The following is a 20,813-nucleotide window of genomic DNA, read 5'->3' on the forward strand; positions in this document are numbered from 1 at the left end:
AGACAGCCGCTTACGGCAAAACCGAGCGGCTCCCTCCTGCCCCGAAGGCGGAAAGCCGGATAAATATTCAAAAAATAAAACTTGATATTCCTTTATAACTCATTATTTTGTACATTTGTGACGTCCAAGCTCTATGTCAAACCAAAAAAGAGATGAACGAAATGAAAAAAACAATCTTGCTAATGAGTGGAGTCATCGTGATGTCATGCACTTCGCAACAGAAAAAAATCGTCTACCCGGAAACGGCCAAAGTAGACACTGTAGACGTGTACTTCGGTACACAAGTTCCCGATCCGTACCGCTGGCTCGAAAACGACACCAGCGCCGCCACCGCCGAATGGGTAAAGGCGCAGAACGAAGTCACCGCTGAATACCTGAGCCGTATCCCCTTCAGAGACAAGCTGCTGAAACGGATGACCGAGCTTGCCGACTATGAAAAGATAGGCACTCCCTTCAAGAAACACGGTAAATACTATTTCCGCAAGAACGACGGACTACAGAACCAAAGCGTATATTACGTTCAGGATTCGCTGAACGGAGAACCGCGCGTATTCCTCGACCCGAATAAACTCTCGGAAGACGGAACGGTGGCCCTCAACGGTTTGTTCTTCTCCAACGACGGGAAATACACTGCCTACAGCATCTCACGCAGCGGCTCCGACTGGTCGGAAATATTCGTGATGGACACCGAAACGGGCAAACTGCTCGACGACCACATTCAATGGGCGAAGTTCTCCGGCGCAAGCTGGGAAAAAGACGGCTTCTACTACAGCGCCTATGACGCTCCGGCGAAGGGCAAGGAGTTTTCCAACGTGAACGAAAACCATAAAATATACTACCACAAGATAGGCGAACCGCAATCGAAAGACAGGCTCGTTTACCGGAACCCGGCTCATCCGAAACGTTTCTACAGCGCCGGAACCAGCGAAGACGAGCGCGTTCTCTTCCTGTTCGAATCGGGTGCAGGCAGAGGAAACAACCTCTCGATACGCGATCTGACGAAACCGGGAGCACCCTTCGTGCAGTTGACAACCGACTTCGACTACCAGTACAGCCCGATCGAAGTGATCGGCGACCAAATCTATATCTTTACCAATTACGGCGCGCCTAAAAACAGAATCATGGTGGCCGACCTCAAGCAACCGAAGCTGGAGAACTGGAAAGAACTCGTGCCGGAATCGGACGCCGTACTGTCGGGAGCCGATATCATCGGCGGAAAGCTCTTCCTCACTTACGACAAAGACGCTTCGAACCATGCCTACGTATACGGTCTCGACGGAAAGATGATACACGAAATCAAGTTGCCCTCGCTCGGTTCGGTAGGCTTCAGCGGCGATAAAGACGACAAAGAGTGCTTCTTCGGATTCACCTCGTTTACCATCCCCGGAGCTACTTATAAATATGATATGGACGGAAACAGCTACGAACTTTACCGGGCTCCGAAAGTACAGTTCAACCCCGACGATTTCGTCACCGAGCAAATCTTCTTCGCCAGCAAAGACGGAACGAAGGTTCCGATGTTTCTTACCTACAAGAAAGACCTGAAGAAGAACGGAAAGAACCCCGTATTCCTGTACGGATACGGCGGATTCGGCATCAGCCTCAACCCGTATTTCACCACCTCGCGCATCCCATTCCTCGAGAACGGCGGCATCTATGCACAAGTAAACCTGCGCGGCGGAAGCGAGTATGGCGAAGAATGGCACATCGCCGGCACGAAAATGCAAAAGCAGAATGTATTCGACGACTTCATCTCCGCCGCCGAATACCTGATCGACAATAAATATACGAACAAAGAGGGAATAGCCATTGTAGGCGGTTCGAACGGCGGACTGCTGGTAGGAGCCTGCATGACGCAACGCCCCGACCTCTTCCGTGTGGCGGTTCCGCAAGTGGGGGTAATGGATATGCTCCGCTACCACAAGTTCACCATCGGCTGGAACTGGGCAAGCGATTACGGGACAAGCGAGGACAGCAAGGAAATGTTCGAGTACCTGAAAGGATATTCGCCGATTCACAACCTGAAGCCCGGAACCAAGTATCCCGCCACACTCATCACCACCGCCGACCACGACGACCGTGTAGTGCCCGCGCATTCATTCAAGTTTGCGGCAACTTTGCAGGCCGCCAACGACGGAACAAACCCGACAATCATACGCATCGACACCAAAGCGGGGCACGGAGCGGGCAAGCCGATGACGAAAATACTGGAGGAACAAGCCGACACCTACGGCTTCATCATGTATAATCTGGGGATGAAACCGAAATTCTGACAGCGGGCAAACCGCTCGGGAATAACCCCCACCGTACGAGCAAAGAAAAACAAAAGCGCGGAAATACGCCGTTGTGAGCGATAAAGCCACAACAGCATGCGGCACGGATCGTTCGGACGCCACTTCGACTCGGCATGTCCCCGTCCGGCAAAAAAACGCATGAACCGGCGTAGTTCCGCACTTTCTTTTCAGCTTCTCCCGCAAGAAACCATGCGCTTGCTCAGCTTCTTAGCCGAGGTTCAACAAGCGGGTTTTTATATTCTCCCGCAGGAAACCATGCGCTTTCCCGGCCCACATTTATCATTTTATCATTATTTAATCAAAAAATAAGCGCAAAAAAGATTATATACCAAAAGTTTTCCTATATTTGCAGCACACGAAGCTGACATTTTATCAGAGTAACCTTTTTTAAAAACATACTATTATGAACATCCAAAAAATCATGTCCTCTCTGGAGGCAAAGCATCCCGGTGAATCCGAATACCTTCAGGCAGTGAAGGAAGTACTTCTCTCTATCGAAGATATATACAACCAACATCCCGAATTTGAAAAAGCCAAAATCATCGAAAGGCTGGTAGAACCCGATCGCATTTTCACGTTCCGTGTGACTTGGGTAGACGATAAAGGCGAAGTGCAAACCAATCTCGGCTACCGCGTACAGTTCAACAATGCCATCGGCCCGTACAAAGGCGGCATCCGTTTCCACGCTTCGGTAAACCTGTCGATCCTGAAGTTCCTCGGCTTCGAACAAACGTTCAAAAACGCGCTGACCACGCTTCCGATGGGCGGCGGTAAAGGCGGCTCCGACTTCTCGCCGCGCGGCAAAAGCAACGCCGAGATCATGCGTTTCTGCCAGGCATTCATGCTCGAATTGTGGCGTCATCTGGGTCCGGACATGGACGTACCTGCCGGCGATATCGGCGTAGGCGGCCGCGAAGTGGGCTACATGTTCGGTATGTATAAGAAACTCACCCGTGAATGTACCGGCACTTTCACCGGCAAAGGATTAGAGTTCGGCGGTTCGCTGATTCGTCCCGAAGCTACCGGTTTCGGCGGGCTGTACTTTGTTCATCAAATGCTGCAAGCCAAAGGAATGGATATCAAAGGCAAGACGGTGGCCATCTCCGGCTTCGGCAATGTTGCCTGGGGCGCCGCAACCAAAGCGACCGAACTGGGAGCCAAAGTAGTCACCATCTCCGGACCCGACGGATACATCTACGATCCCGACGGAATCAGCGGAGAAAAGATCGACTACATGACCGAGCTCCGCTCTTCGGGCAATGACATTGTCGCTCCTTATGCAGAGAAATATCCGAACGCCACCTTCGTAAAAGGCAGACGTCCGTGGGAGGTGAAGACCGACATCGCGCTTCCTTGCGCCACGCAAAACGAGCTGAACGAAGAAGATGCGCAAAACCTGATCAACAATAAGACGCTTTGCATCGGCGAAATCTCCAACATGGGATGTACGCCGGAAGCCATCGACCTCTTCATCGAACACAAGATGATGTATGCTCCGGGCAAAGCGGTCAACGCAGGCGGAGTTGCCACTTCAGGGCTCGAAATGTCTCAGAATGCCATGCACCTGAGCTGGAGCGAGGCGGAAGTGGACGAGAAACTTCATGCCATCATGCACGGCATTCATGCCCAATGCGTGAAGTACGGCACGGAACCCGACGGATATATCAACTACGTGAAAGGCGCCAACATTGCCGGATTCATGAAAGTTGCCCATGCAATGATGGGACAGGGAATCATTTAAAAAGCATTGATTTCATAACATAAATATGAGTAATGGGTCGCTTGGTAGCCGATTACCGGGTTGAGTCATGACTATGTTCATATATCTCTAAATCTTTGTTTAGTTGTATTTGTATTTGTGGTTTGCGCTACTCATCTCCTGCGACAGGAAGTGGGTAGTGCTATTTTCTTTGTTTGGGTTTTATTTTCAACTGAAATAATTAACTTTGCAGAACAAATGAACATATATAAACCATAATCAAATCTTCATGTTACAGCCTGAATTAAAATTAAGACGCGATAAGATACGCAGTCTGATGGCGGCGCAAGGGATTGATGCGGCACTCATCACCTGCAATGTAAACCTGCTCTATACATACGGCACTATTGTCAGCGGCTATCTTTATCTGCCTCTTCACTCTCCGGCGCTGGTGTTTTTCAAACGCCCGAACAACATCACGGGAGAATATGCTTTTCCGGTTCGCAAACCCGAACAAATAGTCGATTTGCTCAAAGAACAGGGAGTACCTGCACCAACGAAACTGATGCTCGAAGGAGACGAATTGTCTTATTCCGAATACCTTCGGCTGGCGAGTTTATTCCCGGATGCGGAAATAGTGAACGGAACGCCGATGATCCGCGAAGCGCGCAGCATCAAAACAGCCGTTGAAATCGAGATGTTCCGCCGCTCGGGAATAGCCCACGCCAAAGCTTACAGCCAAATACCCGAAGTATATCGGGCGGGAATGACCGATTTTGAATTTTCCATCGAAGTGGAGCGCCTGATGCGGTTGCAGGGAAGTCTGGGCATCTTCCGCGTGTTCGGCCGGAGCATGGAAATCTTCATGGGCAGCGTATTGGCAGGCGACAACGCCGCATACCCTTCACCGTTCGACTTCGCCTTAGGAGGGCAAGGGCTCGATTCGGCCCTTCCGGTAGGCGTAAACAAAACACCTCTGAAAGAAGGGCAGAGCGTGATGGTAGATTTAGGAGGAAACTTCAACGGATACATGGGCGATATGAGTCGCGTGTTTTCTGTGGGCAAACTGCCGGAAGAAGCGTATAGGGCGCATCAGGTTTGTCTGGATATTCAGGAGAGGATCGCGTCTGTGGCACGGCCCGGAGTACGCTGCGAGGAACTGTACGATACGGCAGTGGAGATGGTGACCCAAGCCGGCTTTGCCGACAATTTCATGGGAACCGGGCAGCAAGCGCGTTTTATAGGGCACGGCATCGGGCTTGAAATCAATGAAACCCCCGTTTTGGCTCCGCGCGTCAAACAAGAGCTGCAAGCGGGAATGGTATTTGCCCTCGAGCCCAAAATCATTATACCCGGAGTAGGTCCCGTAGGCATAGAGAACTCTTGGGTGGTGACGAACGAGAGAATAGAAAAGCTGACTATCTGCGAAGAAAACATTATCAATCTGGAGGCCTGACAACAACAGCCGGCAATGTCTTGTGAAAAGCCGAACAGGCTCGCTACTCCTTAACCGCTTTCAATCCCATTTTCTTTGCCTTTTGCATCATAAAAGCATGAGCGGCTTCGTATTCATTGGGAATCACGCCGTCGAGTATGGCGTCTTTTATGGCAGCTTTCAAAGAGCCTACTTCGCGGCAAGGCTGCAAACCGAAGGTTTCCATGATTTCCTCTCCGCTCACCGGAGGCTGGAAGTTACGGATGCGGTCTTTCTCTTCCAAGTCTTTCAGCTTCTGCCGCACCAGTTGAAAATTGTTCAGAAAGCGCTGCTTGCGCTCCAGGTTCTTCGAAGTGATATCCGCTTCGCAAAGAGTCATCAGGTCGTCGATATCGTCTCCGGCCTCAAAAAGCAACCGGCGCACAGCCGAATCGGTCACCACGTCATCCGCTATTACGATGGGGCGCATGTGCAGTCCCACCATCTTCTGCACATACTTCATTTTCTCGTTCATGGGCAGCTTCATCTTACGAAAAATGACGGGAACCATCTTCTCACCCACAAAGTTGTGGTTACGGAAAGTCCATCCGGCTTTAGGTTCCCAGCGTTTCGTCACCGGCTTGGCAATGTCGTGGAGCAAAGCCGACCAGCGCAACCAGAGGTTATCGGTCATCTTGCTGATATTGTCGAGCACCTGAAGCGTATGATAGAAGTTATCCTTATGAGAACGCCCGTTTCTGGTTTCCACTCCCTGAAGAGCCGCGAATTCGGGGAAGATAAGCGGAAGCAGTCCGCTACGTTCCAAATCGATGAAGCCCTTGGAGGGTACAGGCGAAAGGATGATTTTGTTCAATTCGTCCGCAATGCGTTCGCGCGAAATGATTTCGATCCGGTCCTTGTTTCGGCAAAGCGATTCGAACGTATCATCGTCGATGTAAAAACCCAGCTGAGTGGCAAAACGAATACAACGCATCATCCGCAACGGATCGTCGCTAAACGTGATATCCGGGTCGAGCGGCGTACGGATGGTCTTTTCTTTCAAATCGTCCAACCCTCCGAACGGGTCTACCAGTTCTCCGAAGCGAGATTGATTGAGGCAAACCGCCAATGCGTTGATGGTAAAGTCGCGCCGATTCTGATCGTCTTCGAGCGTACCGTCTTCCACAATCGGTTTGCGGGAGTCGTGCCGGTAGGATTCTTTACGGGCGCCGACAAATTCAACTTCCATCCCTTTATACTTCACCTGCGCCGTGCCAAAGTTTTTGAAAACAGAGACGTGCGCCCCCTTCCCCAGCTTTTTGCCCAACGCTTCCGCCATGGCAATTCCGCTGCCGACTACCACTATATCTATATCTTTAGAGGGACGTTGCAAAAAGATATCGCGTACATAACCGCCCACCACGTAGCACTCCAATGCGAGAGCATCCGCCGTTTCGGCTATTTTCCCGAAAATAGGTTCGCTGAAATGTTGCTTCAGTTCCTCTTGAGTCAATTCTATCATTCTAATACTATTACCAACGTTTTAAGCCTGCAAAATTACAAAAATATGAGGATAATTCGTACTTTTGCCTTTACATTAAATGTTAACTCGCTGCAAACAGCGCACTAAAACGATAAGATAATGAAAAAAACGATAATTTTCTCCGTCTGCCTGTCAGTACTTACAGCATGCGGAAGCGGAATCGAGAAAAAGGCGAACGAGAGACTCTCCGCAGCCCGCTCCGCCTATGAATGGGGCAACTACGACGAAGCCAAACGGGAAATAGACAGCATCAAAATCTTATATCCGAAAGCCTTCGAAGCGCGTAAAGCCGGTCAGGCATTGCTCATGGAAGTGGAAGAGCGGGCACAGCAGCGGAGGATAGCCGTTCTGGACAGCGCGCTCGGACTAAGGCAACAAGCGTTCGAAGCCATCAAAGGGAAGTACAAGCTGGAAAAGGACGACGAATATCAGACCGCAGGAAACTATTTTTGGCCTACCCAAACGGTGGAAAAGAACCTGCACCGCTCTTTCCTCCGGTTTCAGGTCAGCGAAAAAGGAGTCATGAGCATGACTTCCATCTATTGCGGGAGCGGCAGCATCCATCATACGGGAGTGAAAGTAACCGTTCCCGACGGGAGCTTTGCACAAACTCCCACTTCGAAAGACAGCTATGAAACGACGGATATAGGTGAGAAAATAGAGAAAGCGGACTATAAACTGGGAGAAGACGGAGGAGTCATCGAGTTTCTGGCCCTCAATAAAGACAAGAACATCCGCATAGAATACATCGGCGAACGGAAGTATGCCACAACGATGCACCCGGCCGACCGCACCGCGGCTGCCGAGCTATACGAACTGGCAAAAATACTTTCGGAGATAGATAGTATCCATTCGGAAAAAGAAAAAGCCCAACTCAAAATTGACTTTATCCGAAAGAAGAAGGAGTACAAAAAAGATTCTGAAGAAAAGGCCGGCAAATAGCGGCTGTCTAAAAAAATATGCTTGCCTGAACAGTAAATGGCGTTTAGGCGAGCGCGAATGTATATGCAGAACCGGCATTTTCGTACCGTAAATCGGCTCTTCCCTCAGCCCGCAATATATTGAAAGCCCGACAAGACCAGACATTCGAAGTGCTCGGCGACAACCCGGCCCGCAGTATTTTGAAAGCCCGCAGCGAACTTCTGCAATAATCGGAGGCAGGGTCATGAAAACCTTTTCACCTGCACTGCCGAAGCTGTTCGTACAAATCGGAAGGAGGTACTCCTAACGCAATGCTCCTCTCGAAATCCGCTTTGGCCGCCGCTTTCTTTTTGCGGGCCAGATAAATGCTTCCCCTCAACAGGTAAGCGTCTACAAGCGAATCATCCAGACGAATGGCCTCGTCGAGATCGACCAATGCCAGCTCTTCATGTCCCATGTCATATTCCACACCGGCGCGCGCCACATACAATGTGGCATCACCGGGCTTCTCCGCAATCATTTTATTCAGAATCCCGATCGATTCGCGAAACCTCCCCTCGTTCTGTTCCAAAGTAGCCAGTCCCAACCGTCCGCTATAACTTAGCGGTTCTATTTCCAGCAATCGGTTGTAGTCTATCCGGGCAGTGGCGTAATCGCGACGACGCATGTAAATATACGCCCGCATCAGCAAAGCTTCTTTATTCCGGCTGTCGTTGTCGAGTACCTGGCAGTAGTCGGTATAAGCACGGTCGTTTTCTCCCCTTTCCATATAGATGGCAGCGCGATCGAGCAGAACAGGAACCGCCGAAGAGGCGAAGTTCAGCGCGAACGAATAAGACTCCAACGCTTTATCGGGCTTGCCCAGACGGCGTTGCACCCAGCCCAGATTCGAAAAGAGCAAGGCGTTTTTCGAATTCATCGGCTCCAGTTTCAAGGCTTCAAGAAGCAATGCTTCGGCCCGATGCAGGCTATCTTTGCCGATACATGCAACCGCCTGCCCGGAAAGTTCGTCATAAGTTTGCGCCGCCAGCGTGAAAGGGAGGCACAGAAAAAACGGAACGGCAAAAGAAATAAGTTTATATTTTCGCCACATATTTTCGTTTATCAAATTAAAAGTGTATTCTCAATCCAGCGGATAGGCGTCGAAAGCAAACAGTTCGGTCGATAAATACCGTTCGCCCGTATCGGGCAACAAGGCGACAATCATTTTTCCGGCAAATTTCGGACGTTGCGCCAGCCGGCATGCCGCATACACGGCAGCTCCCGATGAGATGCCTGCCAGCAGACCTTCTGCCGCAGCCAGTTCGCGTCCGGCACGAATGGCTTCCTCGTCGGGAACGCCCATCACCTCGTCTACCACAGAAGCGTCGTAAATGCCCGGCACAAAATTGGCGCCGATTCCCTGAATGCGATGAGGCGCCGCTTTTCCCCCTCTCAACACGGGCGAAGATTCCGGTTCCACCGCAACGATATAAATATCCGGATTGTGTTTCTTCAACGCTCGCGCCACACCGCAAACGGTTCCTCCCGTACCGACCCCGGCAACAAAAGCATCTATCTTTCCATCGGTATCACGCCAGATTTCCTCGCCCGTAGTACGCTCGTGGACAGCCGCGTTGGACGGATTCTCAAACTGTTGCAAGATTACCGAACCCGGAATACGCCGGCGAAGCTCCTGCGCTTCAGTTATAGAAGCCGCCATCCCTCCCACTCCGTCGGTCAGTACGATTTGTGCTCCCAATGCTTTCAGCAGGTTCCTTCGTTCCAGGCTCATCGTCTCGGGCATCGTGAGAATAAGCCGATATCGCTTGACGGCTGCCGCCATCGCCAGCCCCACTCCGGTGTTTCCGCTGGTCGGTTCAATGATGGTAGCGCCCGGCCTCAACACGCCGCGTGCTTCGGCATCTTCAATCATCGAGAGCCCTACGCGGTCTTTCACGCTCCCTGCCGGATTGAACGCCTCCAACTTAGCCACGATACATTGTTTCAAACCGTGATTCCGGCTATATCCGGAAAGTTCCATCAAAGGAGTATTGCCGATCAGTTCGGTCAAATTCTTTGCAATTTTCACCATCTTTCACCTCGTTTTATCAGGTTCATCCGCAAAGATACAGAAAAGATGTTGTACCTTTGCAGGCGTTCAATCTTTTTAAGCTTACAGCGTATGAAAAAGAGAATCTTTCAATTTCTCATAACTTATCTTTTATTTGTTTTTCTGTTTATTCTTCAAAAACCTGTATTCATGGTTTATTACCATGAACTTTACTCCGAATATTCTTTAACCGATTATCTCTCTGTCATATGGCATGGGCTACCTCTTGACTTATCGGTGGCAGGATACCTGACGCTGATTCCCGGAATTTTATTGGCCGTGTCGGCCTGGACCGATTCGGAGGTACTTCACCGCATACGCCGGATTTATTTCGGTTTGGCGGCATTCACCATGGGCTGCATCTTTGTTGTGGATTTAGGACTTTACGGTTTCTGGGATTTCCGTCTCGACGCTACCCCTCTTTTCTACTTTCTCTCTTCTCCCAAAGACGCCATGGCAAGTGTCAGCATCCGGTTTATCTTATTGGGCATTCTCTCGATAACAATTTATACGGCAGTCCTTTACGGGATTTTCCATATCACCCTCATTCGTGAGCAGAAGAATTTGAGAACTCCTTTTCACCGTCCGAAAGTATCGCTTACACTTTTATTGCTCACCGGGTTGCTCTTTATTCCTATCCGTGGAGGGTTCGGCGTATCCACCATGAATCTGAGCAAAGTTTACTTCAGCCGCGAACAACGCCTCAACCATGCTGCCATCAATCCCGCCTTCAGCTTCATGTATTCCGTCACCCATCAAAGCAACTTCGACAAGCAGTACCGTTTTATGGAAGCCGGAGAAGCCGACCGCTTATTTGCCGGACTCGTAGAAAAGAACGCTCCGACGGACAGCATTCCGCAATTATTTACCGTCGACCGACCGAATATAATATTTATCATTCTCGAAAGTTTCTCCACTCATATCATGGAAACCTTCGGCGGAGCGCCCAATGTAGCCGTGAATATGGATCGTTTCGGACGGGAGGGGGTGCTCTTTACCAATTTCTATGCCAACAGTTTCCGTACCGACCGCGGTTTAGTTTCCGTCATCAGCGGCTACCCCGCACAGCCCGGCACAAGTATTATGAAATATCCGGAGAAAACGGAGAAACTCCCTTCGATTCCCCGCAGTCTGAAGCAAGCGGGCTACCATCCGGAGTATTATTACGGGGGAGACGCGGACTTTACCAACATGCGCTCCTACCTGATTTCGGCAGGCATCGGGAAGATTGTTTGCGACAAGGATTTCCCTGTGTCCGAACGCACCGGCAAGTGGGGCGTTCACGACCATACTCTGTTCCGGCGATTTCTGAAGGATCTGAAAGAGAAGCAACAGAAAGAGCCGTTTCTGAAGTTTATCCAGACATCCAGCAGCCACGAACCCTTCGAAGTTCCGTTTCACCGGCTGGAAAACAAAACGCTCAACGCTTTTGCCTATGCAGACAGTTGTGTAGGCAGCTTCGTCAAAGAATTTAAAAAGACACCTTTATGGGAAAATACGTTGATCGTACTTGTTCCCGACCACTGGGGAGCATATCCCCGTCCGCTGGACGATCCGCTGGAACGGCACAGGATTCCCCTTATTTTTATCGGAGGCGCGGTAAAAGAAGCGCAGCGAATCGACACATACGCCTCTCAGATAGATATTGCCGCTACCTTGCTTGCTCAGTTAGGATTGCTGCACGACGAATTTGTTTTCAGCAAAAACATACTGAACCCCAATGCTCCGCACTTCGGATACTTCACCGAGCCTTCACTCTTCGGCATGGTGACAGAGGAGAATCAGCTGGTTTTCAACTGCGAGTCAAATTCCGTACAAATAGATAAGGGAAGCGCGAAAGGGGCTAATCTGGAGAAAGGAAAAGCTTTTCTGCAAAAACTTTACGACGACCTCGCCAAACGATAGACAACCCGTATACAATTATCACATGAATGAATTAATTCAAAACCTATCTGAGACCGATACCGCAGTTTTTCTGTTTCTCAACGGATTTCACAATTCTTTTTGGGACCAATTCATGAGTGCCTTCACCGGAAAACTGATATGGATTCCGATGTACGCCACCATATTATATGTGTTGTTCAGGAACTTTCATTGGAAGACAGCCCTCTGCTACATAGCCGCCATTGCGCTTACCATCGGGTTTGCCGATCAGATGTGCAACGGTGTGATCCGCCCGTTGGCGGAACGCTTGCGTCCATCGGGAGAAGGCAGTCCGATCGCCGAATTGGTACATATAGTCGACGGAAAACGTGGAGGAGGATTCGGATTTCCATCGTGCCACGCCTCCAACTCTTTCGGACTGGCATTTTTCCTGATTTGCCTGTTCCGCCGGAAATGGTTAAGCATATTTATCCTGCTTTGGGCTTTCACCAATTCGTACACACGTTTGTATTTAGGATTGCACTATCCCGGCGATTTGCTGGCAGGCGCGCTGATCGGCATATTGGGAGCAGGACTGTTTTACACCATTGCCCGTAGGATAGTTATCAATAAACGAATGCCGGAATTACCGCAAAGGGCCCCCCGGCAAACGAACCTTATTATATATGTCGGACTGATTATTCTCAGCGGCATTGTGACCTACAGCACAATAGCGATGTGGTAGAAAACACATGCGGCGGCATCGTTTCAACAGTTATGCGAAATACAAGAAAAAGGGCGGGAGAAACCCAACCGCTACCCGACTGCCGATAAAAGCACGTCAAAATACAATCTCTGCCGGCAGCAGGTTATTATCAACCACGCTTCCGGCTTTCAATAAACCTGACAATCCACTGCCCCACTTCATCGGTTCCGTATCCGGCTTCTCCTGCGACTTGTATCTCAGGCGTACGGACTTTCGCTTCCAGCGATGAGTCCACCGCTCTCCGGATGAGGGCGCCTTCTTCCTTACAGTCGAAATGTTCGAAGAGCATCGCCACCGATAAAATCTGAGCCAACGGATTCGCGATGTTCCTGCCTTTGGCTTGCGGCCACGAACCATGCACTGGTTCAAAAACCGGTGTGCCTTGGCCGATGGAAGCAGAAGGAAGCAATCCCATCGAGCCGCTGATGACCGAACCTTCATCCGTCAGAATATCGCCGAAAGTATTCTCCGTCACCATCACATCAAAGAAAGAAGGCTCCTGAATCATACGCATGGCCGCATTGTCCACATACATATAATCGGTCAGCACTTCCGGATAACACGGCGCCATCTCCTGCGCAATCTGACGCCACAACCGGGAGGAGGCCAAGACATTAGCCTTGTCTACTACCGTCAGATGCTTTCTGCGTTTCATGGCATACTCGAAACCGACTTTCAGAATACGTTCGATTTCCGGACGGGTATAATAATTGGTGTCATACGCCTTGTCATTGTCCTGATATTTCTCGCCGAAATACATGCCTCCCGTCAGTTCGCGAATACAAACGAAGTCGGCGTTTTCTATCAACTCGGCACGCAAAGGAGATTTGTGCAACAGACATTTGAAGGTTTGTACCGGACGGATGTTCGCAAACAGTCCGAGTTTCTTGCGCATCGCCAGCAATCCCTGTTCGGGACGCACCTTCGCCGCAGGGTCATTGTCGTACTTCGGATCGCCTACCGCAGAGAACAGTACGGCATCTGCCTGCCGACAAACACGAAATGTCTCTTCCGGAAACGGATCGCCGGTTTTATCGATGGCATCCGCCCCGCAAACCGCATATTCGTAACTCACCCGGTGACCAAACCTCTCACACACGGCACTCATCACCTTCACTCCCTGCACGGAAATTTCCGGCCCGATGCCGTCGCCTGCCAATACAGCTATTTTAAACTCCATATTCTTTTTTCTGTTTTTATGTTTCTCTGTTTTTATTCTTCAATAAGATTCAGCATTTTGATTGTCGCTTTAATAGCCGCTTCCGTCTGGTCGGCATCCAGTCCGCGCGTACGGAACACCCGATCTTCGTAGCTCCATGTGATAACGGTCTGCACGAACGCGTCCGTCCGCCCGCCCGGTGGAATAGTCACGGAATAGTTTGTCAGCATCGGAAACTTCCGCTTGAGGGTGGACTTATATATTTTGCGCAAGGCCCGCACAAAAGCGTCATACTGTCCGTCGCCGCTCGAACTCTCTTCATATTCTTTCCCGTTGATTTCGATGCGCAGCATCGCCATCGGCTTCAGTCCATACGCAAGATTGACGATGTAACTCAATAATTTCACCTTATCGCCGATCATTCCGTGCTTGAGCACATCCGAAACGATGTACGGCAAATCCTCTTGCGTGACAAGTTCTTTTTTATCGCCCAGTTCGATGATGCGTTCCGTCACCTTGCGCATGGATTCCTCGTCCAGATCGAGGCCGAGATTCTGAAGATTTTTGCGGATATTCGCCTTGCCGCTGTTTTTCCCCAGTGCATACTCGCGTTTCCGTCCGAAACGTTCGGGCAGAAGATCGTTGCAATACAGATTGTCTTTGTTATCGCCGTCGGCATGCACGCCGGCAACCTGTGTAAACACATTCTCGCCCACAATCGGTTTGTTGGCGGGAATCACAATGCTGGAGTACGACTCTACCACCCGGCTCACATCATTCAGCCGGCTCTCGTCGATATTGGTGATGGCGTTGAAATGATCTTTCAGAATAGCCTGTACGCTGGCGAGAGGAGCGTTGCCCGCCCGTTCGCCCAACCCGTTGATGGTGGTATGCAAGCCCTTCACGCCGCTCAACACGGCAGCCAACACATTGCTCACCGCCAGGTCGTAATCGTTGTGCGCATGGAAATCGAAATGCACCTCCGGATAACGCTTCTTCATCTTCCGCATATATTCAATCACCTGCAACGGATTGAGTATGCCAAGCGTATCGGGCAGCATGTAACGCTTTATGCTCGTTCCCTGCAAGCCGTCCATCAACTGAAACACGTAGTCGGGAGAATCCTTCATGCCATTGCTCCAATCTTCCAGATAAACGTTCACCGATATGTCCTGCTCGTCGGCATAACGAATCACATCGAGAATATCTTCAATATGCTCTTCGGGAGTTTTTTTCAACTGCTGCCTGCAATGTTTCAACGAACCCTTGCAGAGCAGATTGAGCACCCGGCAGCCGGTTCGCTGTATCCAGTCGACCGAAGTTTTTCCGTCGACAAACCCGAGAACCTCCACTTTGTGAAGCAGGTTGCGGCGGGCCGCCCAGTCGCATATCATCTTCACGGCCTCGAACTCCCCGTCTGAGACCCGTGCCGACGCCACTTCCACCCGGTCGACATTAAGATCTTCCAGCAGCAGGCGGGCAATCATCAACTTCTCATGAGGCACGAAAGAAACCCCGCTCGTTTGTTCGCCGTCGCGGAGTGTCGTGTCCATGATTTCTACTCTGACACTTTCTTTTCCCATGCTTCTATTTTGTCTTTATTGCTCAATAAAAAATCAATATCGTCCAATCCGTTCATCAAACAATGCTTTTTATACGCATCTATTTCAAAATGTTCGCTCTTGCCGGTCGCTTTGTTCGTGATGGTCTGCCGGGGAAGATCGACTTCGACTTCCGCTTTCGGATCGGCATAAACGGTATCGAAGAGTTCTTTCAGGAAGGCTTCGGTCACCACTACGGGAAGAACGAAGTTATTCAGCTCGTTATTTTTATGGATGTCTGCAAAGAAACTCGAAACAACCACACGGAAGCCGTAATCGGCAATCGCCCAAGCTGCATGCTCACGGCTCGAACCCGAACCGAAGTTCTTTCCGGCAACCAGAATCCGACCGCCATAAAGCGGGTTGTTCAAAACAAAATCTTCATTCAAAGAACCGTCCGGATGGTATCGCCAATCACGAAACAGATTCTCTCCGAAACCTTCTCTAGTTGTCGCTTTCAAAAAGCGTGCGGGAATGATTTGATCCGTATCCACATTCTCAAGCGGGAGAGGCACACAAGTGCTCGTCAGTATATTGAATTTCGTTTTCATATCTTCAACTGCCATTTAAAATCATATAAACACTCTCGGATCGGTAATGACACCGGTTACCGCCGCCGCAGCCGCCACCAGCGGACTGGCCAGCAATGTGCGGCTTCCCGGACCCTGACGCCCTTCAAAATTACGGTTACTGGTAGAAACCGCATACTTTCCGGCAGGAATCTTATCGTCATTCATTGCCAGACAAGCCGAACACCCCGGCTGTCGAATCGCAAACCCCGCCTCGGCAAGCACCTTGTCTATTCCTTCCTCACGGATCTGCGCATCCACCATCCACGAACCGGGAACCAACCAAGCAATCACACCATCGGCTTTTTTCCTTCCTTTCACCACAGAGGCAAAAGCCCGGAAATCTTCGATACGTCCGTTGGTGCAAGCACCGAGAAACACATAATCGATCTTTTTGCCCAATAAACGCTCTCCGGGAGAAAATCCCATATAGTCGAGCGATCTCATAAACGATGCCCGCGTCACTTCATCCATATTTTCCGCAACCGGGATATGTTGCGTGACTCCCATCCCCATTCCCGGGTTCGTGCCGTAGGTAATCATCGGCTCTATATCGGCGGCATGGAAACGAACTTCTTTATCGAACACAGCATCGTCATCGCTCTTCAATGTTTTCCAATAGGCCAGCGCCTTCCGCCACGCTTCACCCGTCGGAGCATGCTCTCGCCCTTTCAAATATTCGAACGTCACTTCGTCGGGAGCCACCATACCTCCCCGCGCTCCCATCTCGATGGAGAGATTGCAAAGCGTAAGCCTGCCCTCCATCGACAACCGCCGGACAGCCGAACCTGCATATTCCACAAAATAACCGGTGGCGCCGCTTGTAGACATTTCCGCCATCATGTAGAGAGCAAGATCCTTAGCCGTTACCCCTTTGCCCAATTCACCGTCTATGGTGATGCGCATCGTTTTCGGGCGAGACTGCAATATACATTGGGAAGCCAGAACCATTTCCACCTCACTCGTGCCGATGCCGAAAGCGATCGCTCCCAAAGCGCCGTGAGTGGACGTATGCGAATCTCCGCAAACGATTGTCATGCCCGGCAAAGTCAAAGCACGCTCCGGACCCACCACGTGAATGATTCCGTTCTTCGGGTGCATCATCCCGTAATGAGTCAAGCCGAATTCTTCGGCATTTTGCTTCAGCATATCCACCTGAGTCCTCGAAACCCGGTCTTCAATCGGTTTGTCCTGATCGTGTGTCGGAGTGTTATGGTCGGGCATACAGAACACTTTTTCGGGACGCAGCACTTTCAGCCCCCTTGCACGAAGCCCGGCAAACGCCTGCGGGCTGGTCACTTCATGGCAATACAGCCGATCGATATAAAGTTGCGTAGGACCGTTCTCGACCGTAGCCACCACGTGCGCATCCCATATTTTGTCAAATAACGTATTCATGAATCTATATTTTAAATTTATTGATACAATCTATATAAGCCTCGACGGAAGCCGCTATAATATCGGTATTGGCCCCGAATCCGTAATACATCTGTTTGTCGTACTCTACCTGCATGTGCACTTTCCCCATATCGTCACTTCCTTTGCTGATGGCCTGAATGGTAAATTCCTTCAGCGTCATGTTACGGTCCACAATCTTCTTCAAGGCCTTGATGGCAGCATCTACCGGACCATTGCCCGTAGCACAGGCTTCAAACTTCTCACCCGAAATGTTCAATCCCAGGCTCGCCACCGAACGAACACCGACTCCGCTCGTCACTTGCAGGTAGTCCAGCTTAATCCGATGGTTCTGTGTCCGGTCGGCTCCTGCCAATACCAGGATATCATCATCGTTGACGTCTTTCTTTTTATCCGCCAGCTTCAAAAATTCTTCGTACACCTGATCCAGTTTCTCCTGCTCGAGTTGCACTCCTAAAACAGAAAGGCGGTTTTTTAGTGCCGCCCGTCCGCTGCGGGCAGTAAGAACGATTGAATTATCATCGACTCCTACTTCACGGGGATCGATAATCTCATACGTATGCGCGTTCTTCAGCACACCGTCTTGATGAATACCCGAAGAGTGAGCGAAAGCATTCCGCCCCACAATCGCCTTGTTGGGCTGTACAGGCATATTCATCAAACTGGAAACCATACGGCTGGTGGAATATATTTTGCGGGTATTGATATTCGTCCGGATATCTATTTCATGATGACTCTTCATGATCATCGCTATTTCCTCGAGCGCGGTATTTCCCGCACGTTCGCCGATACCATTGATTGTTACCTCCACCTGCCGCGCTCCGTTCAATATACCGGCTACCGTATTTGCCGTAGCCATTCCCAAATCGTTATGGCAGTGGGTTGAAATAACGGCATTATCGATACCTTCCACATGATCGACCAGGTATTTTATCTTAGCCCCGTATTCCGCAGGAAGGCAGTATCCGGTAGTATCCGGAATGTTTACCACCGTAGCGCCCGCTTTAATCACCGCTTCAATGACGCGCGCCAGATATTCGTTATCGGTACGTCCGGCATCTTCGGCATAAAACTCTACATCATCTACAAAACGGCGCGCATACTTCACGGCAGCAACCGCCCGTTCGATGATCTCCTCCCGATTCGAACCGAACTTATACTTAATATGCGAATCGGAAGTTCCGATACCGGTATGGATACGTTTACGCTTGGCAAAACGCAGAGCCTCCACCGCCACGTCGATGTCTTTCTGTACGGCACGTGTCAAAGCGCAGACAGTAGGCCAAGTCACCGCTTTCGAAATCTCTATCACGGAATTAAAGTCGCCGGGACTTGAAACAGGAAAGCCGGCTTCAATCACATCCACTCCCAAAGCCTCCAAAGCCTTTGCCACCTGAATCTTTTCCACTGTGTTCAACTGGCATCCGGGTACTTGTTCGCCATCCCGAAGCGTCGTATCAAAAATAAACAACCTATTATCCATATCATTATTTTTCTCAAAGATTCCTATAAACAAAAAAACCTTTCACACCGGGAAGTGAGAAAGGTTTTCGTTTATCCTTTAATTATACATATTTATTTATGCACAGCACCCACTTCCACTAACCCTCGATAGTAGAATAATAATACCGCTCAACAAAATATGTATAAACATTTGATTCATATGCTTGCCATTAATTGAATAAGACAACGCAAAGGTATGGATAAATTCTTTATTCCCAAATAATACATCACATTTTTGCACATCGAACAAACATTTTATAAGCAAATCTCTTTATTCAATAACAAAATTACGTTCTCTGCCGGTTGAATAGCGAAAAATCTTTGATTCGTATTCGTATCGATCTAACAGCTGCGATACACAAATACTTAGTTTTATGCAACTACATCGCTTCTCGACCTATCGACAAACGAAAATTAGAATGTTACAAGTTCGGACAAATCACTTTCCGCATTATCTTTTCCGATGGCAGTAACAAAATAAACACCTTTTACAGGCAACTTAAACGAGGTATTTTGGGTAGTGGCGATCAAAGTAGCGACCTGCCCTTTCCCATTATCCTTGTATATGGCATAACGAACAGCACCATCTACCCTACTCCACGACAAGTTGTCTCCATTCACTTTCACATGGGCAGGAGCATCCGGAAGTTCGGCTTTACTTCTACCTAAATAAGGCAACAAGACCTTTTCATTATATATCTCTTTAATCGCATCTGTAATACCTACCTTATTTTCTGTCAAATACTTCGCACTATATAGCACACTCCCTTTGACTTTCTTTTTTGCAGTAGCCAAAGCAAATTGGCTTTTCAAATCTTCAGAAGTTTGAAATTTATCTCCGGCCTTAGGATCCCCAAATTTATAAATACCATATCCTATTGCTAAATGGCTGTTATAAGTAAATTGCGACCACCAATCCAATCTTCGATTAAAGTTGTTTTCACCGGTACCTGTAGCAAAATATAATTGAGGAATAATCATATCTACCCATCCTTCCTGTGTCCATTTCACGACATCAGCAAACAAAATATTGTAATTATTATTGTTATTCGCTGCCGGACTGATTGAGTATATGACATCAGGGCGTACATCAATAATTGTTTTTTGAATATTTTTTACCACAACATTCACATTATTCCTTCTGAAATCGTCAATATTATCAAATTGCGCTTTCCCATACTTCTCATATTCCTCAGTATCATTCATCGTTTCACCTGCACTTAATGAGGGATAAAAATAGTCATCCAAATGAATACCATCGACATTATATTTAGTAATAATCTCCTTTACAATGTCTGTTATTCTGGTTTGCACTTCAGGTAAAGCCGGATTGTAGATTCGAATTTTCTCATAATCCTTTGTCAACCCCTTAGGAATTTTAGGGTCTAAGTCTGGAAATGACGCACTTGCATTTGCCCGAGTGGATATGCGATACGGATTCAACCAGGCATGAAATTGGATGTCCCGCTTATGGGCTTCATCAATAAGGAACTTCAAAACATCATAATCGGGCTTATTCCCGGCAATACCTGTTATGTATTTACTCCAAGGCTCATATTTCGAATCGTAAAACGCATCTGCCATTCCTCGAATCTGAAAAAAGACCGCATTGATATTATGCTGTACAAACAAGTCAAGATAATCCGTATATTTTTTTTTCTGGCTTACAGCGTTGTAATCATCCATAGGCCAATCCAATCCCCATACAGTCGCTATCCAAACACCCCTCAATTCTTTTTTGGGCAAAACCGGTTTATTGGAAGAAACGGGCGGATTATCTTCCTTGTCACTGTCGCTACAAGAAGCTACGAACACTATGAAAACAAACAGAATAAGATATTTTAATTTTTTCATGGCAATGATAGAAAAACAGGGCATATCAAAAAGGAGAAACGAGCCTTAGCCATTTTCATAATAAAGCATTTTTATTATTCTCTTGATATGCCCTTTAGTTTATAATTTATTGCTTCTCA

General features: G+C 49.0%; 15 protein-coding genes. 6 read left to right on the forward strand and 9 right to left on the reverse strand.

Translation table 11 applies throughout. The annotated features are described in order from the left end of the window. The first annotated feature begins 161 nt into the window (after positions 1-161). The 3 genes from GGR07_RS07205 (at position 162) to GGR07_RS07215 (ending at position 5,449) form a co-directional block, all read left to right on the forward strand. Positions 162-2,273, forward strand: coding sequence for a prolyl oligopeptidase family serine peptidase (locus tag GGR07_RS07205; protein ID WP_034542845.1), 2,112 nt, complete (start codon positions 162-164; stop codon positions 2,271-2,273). Between the two features lie 424 nt (positions 2,274-2,697). Beyond that, positions 2,698-4,035: an NADP-specific glutamate dehydrogenase gene (gene gdhA / locus GGR07_RS07210; RefSeq protein ID WP_021647228.1), complete on the forward strand. Its 1,338-nt coding sequence runs from the start codon at positions 2,698-2,700 to the stop codon at positions 4,033-4,035. 247 nt (positions 4,036-4,282) lie between these two features. Then, positions 4,283-5,449, forward strand: coding sequence for a M24 family metallopeptidase (locus GGR07_RS07215; protein WP_021647229.1), 1,167 nt, complete (start codon positions 4,283-4,285; stop codon positions 5,447-5,449). A 43-nt stretch (positions 5,450-5,492) separates the two neighbouring features. Here the strand turns inward: GGR07_RS07215 and GGR07_RS07220 are convergent, their stop codons facing one another. After that, positions 5,493-6,929 (reverse strand): CCA tRNA nucleotidyltransferase, encoded by a 1,437-nt coding sequence (locus tag GGR07_RS07220; RefSeq protein WP_021647230.1) that lies wholly within the window; start codon positions 6,927-6,929, stop codon positions 5,493-5,495. 120 nt (positions 6,930-7,049) lie between these two features. Here GGR07_RS07220 and GGR07_RS07225 point away from each other — a divergent pair, with 120 nt between their 5' ends. Beyond that, positions 7,050-7,892 carry an outer membrane protein assembly factor BamD gene (locus tag GGR07_RS07225; protein WP_122056350.1) on the forward strand — a complete coding sequence of 281 codons (843 nt, stop codon included), beginning with the start codon at positions 7,050-7,052 and terminating at the stop codon, positions 7,890-7,892. 235 nt (positions 7,893-8,127) lie between these two features. Here GGR07_RS07225 and GGR07_RS07230 read toward each other — a convergent pair whose 3' ends face one another. Beyond that, on the reverse strand, positions 8,128-8,964 hold the full coding sequence (locus GGR07_RS07230) for a tetratricopeptide repeat protein (RefSeq protein WP_021647233.1): 837 nt from the start codon (positions 8,962-8,964) through the stop codon (positions 8,128-8,130). A 30-nt stretch (positions 8,965-8,994) separates the two neighbouring features. Beyond that, complete coding sequence (gene cysK, locus GGR07_RS07235; protein WP_021647234.1) at positions 8,995-9,945, reverse strand: cysteine synthase A; 951 nt, start codon at positions 9,943-9,945, stop codon at positions 8,995-8,997. Positions 9,946-10,035: 90 nt separating this feature from the next. On the opposite strand from cysK, the gene GGR07_RS07240 reads away from it, so the two are divergent. After that, positions 10,036-11,868: an LTA synthase family protein gene (locus GGR07_RS07240; RefSeq protein WP_081724012.1), complete on the forward strand. Its 1,833-nt coding sequence runs from the start codon at positions 10,036-10,038 to the stop codon at positions 11,866-11,868. Between the two features lie 22 nt (positions 11,869-11,890). Continuing rightward, positions 11,891-12,571, forward strand: a complete 681-nt coding sequence (locus GGR07_RS07245; RefSeq protein ID WP_021647236.1) for a phosphatase PAP2 family protein — start codon at positions 11,891-11,893, stop codon at positions 12,569-12,571. Between the two features lie 130 nt (positions 12,572-12,701). Here the strand turns inward: GGR07_RS07245 and leuB are convergent, their stop codons facing one another. The 6 genes from leuB to GGR07_RS07275 all read right to left on the reverse strand — a co-directional run bounded on the left by leuB (position 12,702) and on the right by GGR07_RS07275 (position 20,694). After that, positions 12,702-13,772, reverse strand: coding sequence for a 3-isopropylmalate dehydrogenase (leuB, locus tag GGR07_RS07250; protein WP_021647237.1), 1,071 nt, complete (start codon positions 13,770-13,772; stop codon positions 12,702-12,704). A gap of 32 nt (positions 13,773-13,804) precedes the next feature. Then, positions 13,805-15,334 carry an alpha-isopropylmalate synthase regulatory domain-containing protein gene (locus GGR07_RS07255; RefSeq protein WP_021647238.1) on the reverse strand — a complete coding sequence of 510 codons (1,530 nt, stop codon included), beginning with the start codon at positions 15,332-15,334 and terminating at the stop codon, positions 13,805-13,807. After that, the gene (gene leuD / locus GGR07_RS07260) at positions 15,310-15,903 is read right to left on the reverse strand and encodes a 3-isopropylmalate dehydratase small subunit (protein WP_034542840.1); all 594 of its coding nucleotides are present in this window, start codon (positions 15,901-15,903) and stop codon (positions 15,310-15,312) included. The genes GGR07_RS07255 and leuD overlap by 25 nt, the downstream gene beginning before the upstream one ends. 21 nt (positions 15,904-15,924) lie before the next feature. Then, a complete protein-coding gene (gene leuC, locus GGR07_RS07265) occupies positions 15,925-17,319 on the reverse strand; it encodes a 3-isopropylmalate dehydratase large subunit (protein ID WP_021647240.1) in 1,395 nt (464 codons plus the stop codon). A gap of 4 nt (positions 17,320-17,323) precedes the next feature. After that, positions 17,324-18,820 carry a 2-isopropylmalate synthase gene (locus GGR07_RS07270; protein WP_039973046.1) on the reverse strand — a complete coding sequence of 499 codons (1,497 nt, stop codon included), beginning with the start codon at positions 18,818-18,820 and terminating at the stop codon, positions 17,324-17,326. Between the two features lie 434 nt (positions 18,821-19,254). After that, positions 19,255-20,694: a glycoside hydrolase family 10 protein gene (locus GGR07_RS07275; RefSeq protein WP_021647242.1), complete on the reverse strand. Its 1,440-nt coding sequence runs from the start codon at positions 20,692-20,694 to the stop codon at positions 19,255-19,257. Positions 20,695-20,813 lie beyond the last annotated feature (119 nt).

It is taken from the genome of Bacteroides pyogenes, from assembly GCF_014196225.1.
Classification (GTDB): domain Bacteria; phylum Bacteroidota; class Bacteroidia; order Bacteroidales; family Bacteroidaceae; genus Bacteroides; species Bacteroides pyogenes_A.

What these genes read in the sequence shown, in the direction of transcription:
- GGR07_RS07205 (WP_034542845.1), top strand. Translation starts at nt 162, where the DNA reads ATGAAAAAAACAATCTTGCTAATGAGTGGAGTCATCGTGATGTCATGC.
- gdhA (WP_021647228.1), top strand. Translation starts at nt 2,698, where the DNA reads ATGAACATCCAAAAAATCATGTCCTCTCTGGAGGCAAAGCATCCCGGT.
- GGR07_RS07215 (WP_021647229.1), top strand. Translation starts at nt 4,283, where the DNA reads ATGTTACAGCCTGAATTAAAATTAAGACGCGATAAGATACGCAGTCTG.
- GGR07_RS07220 (WP_021647230.1), bottom strand. Translation starts at nt 6,929, where the DNA reads ATGATAGAATTGACTCAAGAGGAACTGAAGCAACATTTCAGCGAACCT.
- GGR07_RS07225 (WP_122056350.1), top strand. Translation starts at nt 7,050, where the DNA reads ATGAAAAAAACGATAATTTTCTCCGTCTGCCTGTCAGTACTTACAGCA.
- GGR07_RS07230 (WP_021647233.1), bottom strand. Translation starts at nt 8,964, where the DNA reads ATGTGGCGAAAATATAAACTTATTTCTTTTGCCGTTCCGTTTTTTCTG.
- cysK (WP_021647234.1), bottom strand. Translation starts at nt 9,945, where the DNA reads ATGGTGAAAATTGCAAAGAATTTGACCGAACTGATCGGCAATACTCCT.
- GGR07_RS07240 (WP_081724012.1), top strand. Translation starts at nt 10,036, where the DNA reads ATGAAAAAGAGAATCTTTCAATTTCTCATAACTTATCTTTTATTTGTT.
- GGR07_RS07245 (WP_021647236.1), top strand. Translation starts at nt 11,891, where the DNA reads ATGAATGAATTAATTCAAAACCTATCTGAGACCGATACCGCAGTTTTT.
- leuB (WP_021647237.1), bottom strand. Translation starts at nt 13,772, where the DNA reads ATGGAGTTTAAAATAGCTGTATTGGCAGGCGACGGCATCGGGCCGGAA.
- GGR07_RS07255 (WP_021647238.1), bottom strand. Translation starts at nt 15,334, where the DNA reads ATGGGAAAAGAAAGTGTCAGAGTAGAAATCATGGACACGACACTCCGC.
- leuD (WP_034542840.1), bottom strand. Translation starts at nt 15,903, where the DNA reads ATGAAAACGAAATTCAATATACTGACGAGCACTTGTGTGCCTCTCCCG.
- leuC (WP_021647240.1), bottom strand. Translation starts at nt 17,319, where the DNA reads ATGAATACGTTATTTGACAAAATATGGGATGCGCACGTGGTGGCTACG.
- GGR07_RS07270 (WP_039973046.1), bottom strand. Translation starts at nt 18,820, where the DNA reads ATGGATAATAGGTTGTTTATTTTTGATACGACGCTTCGGGATGGCGAA.
- GGR07_RS07275 (WP_021647242.1), bottom strand. Translation starts at nt 20,694, where the DNA reads ATGAAAAAATTAAAATATCTTATTCTGTTTGTTTTCATAGTGTTCGTA.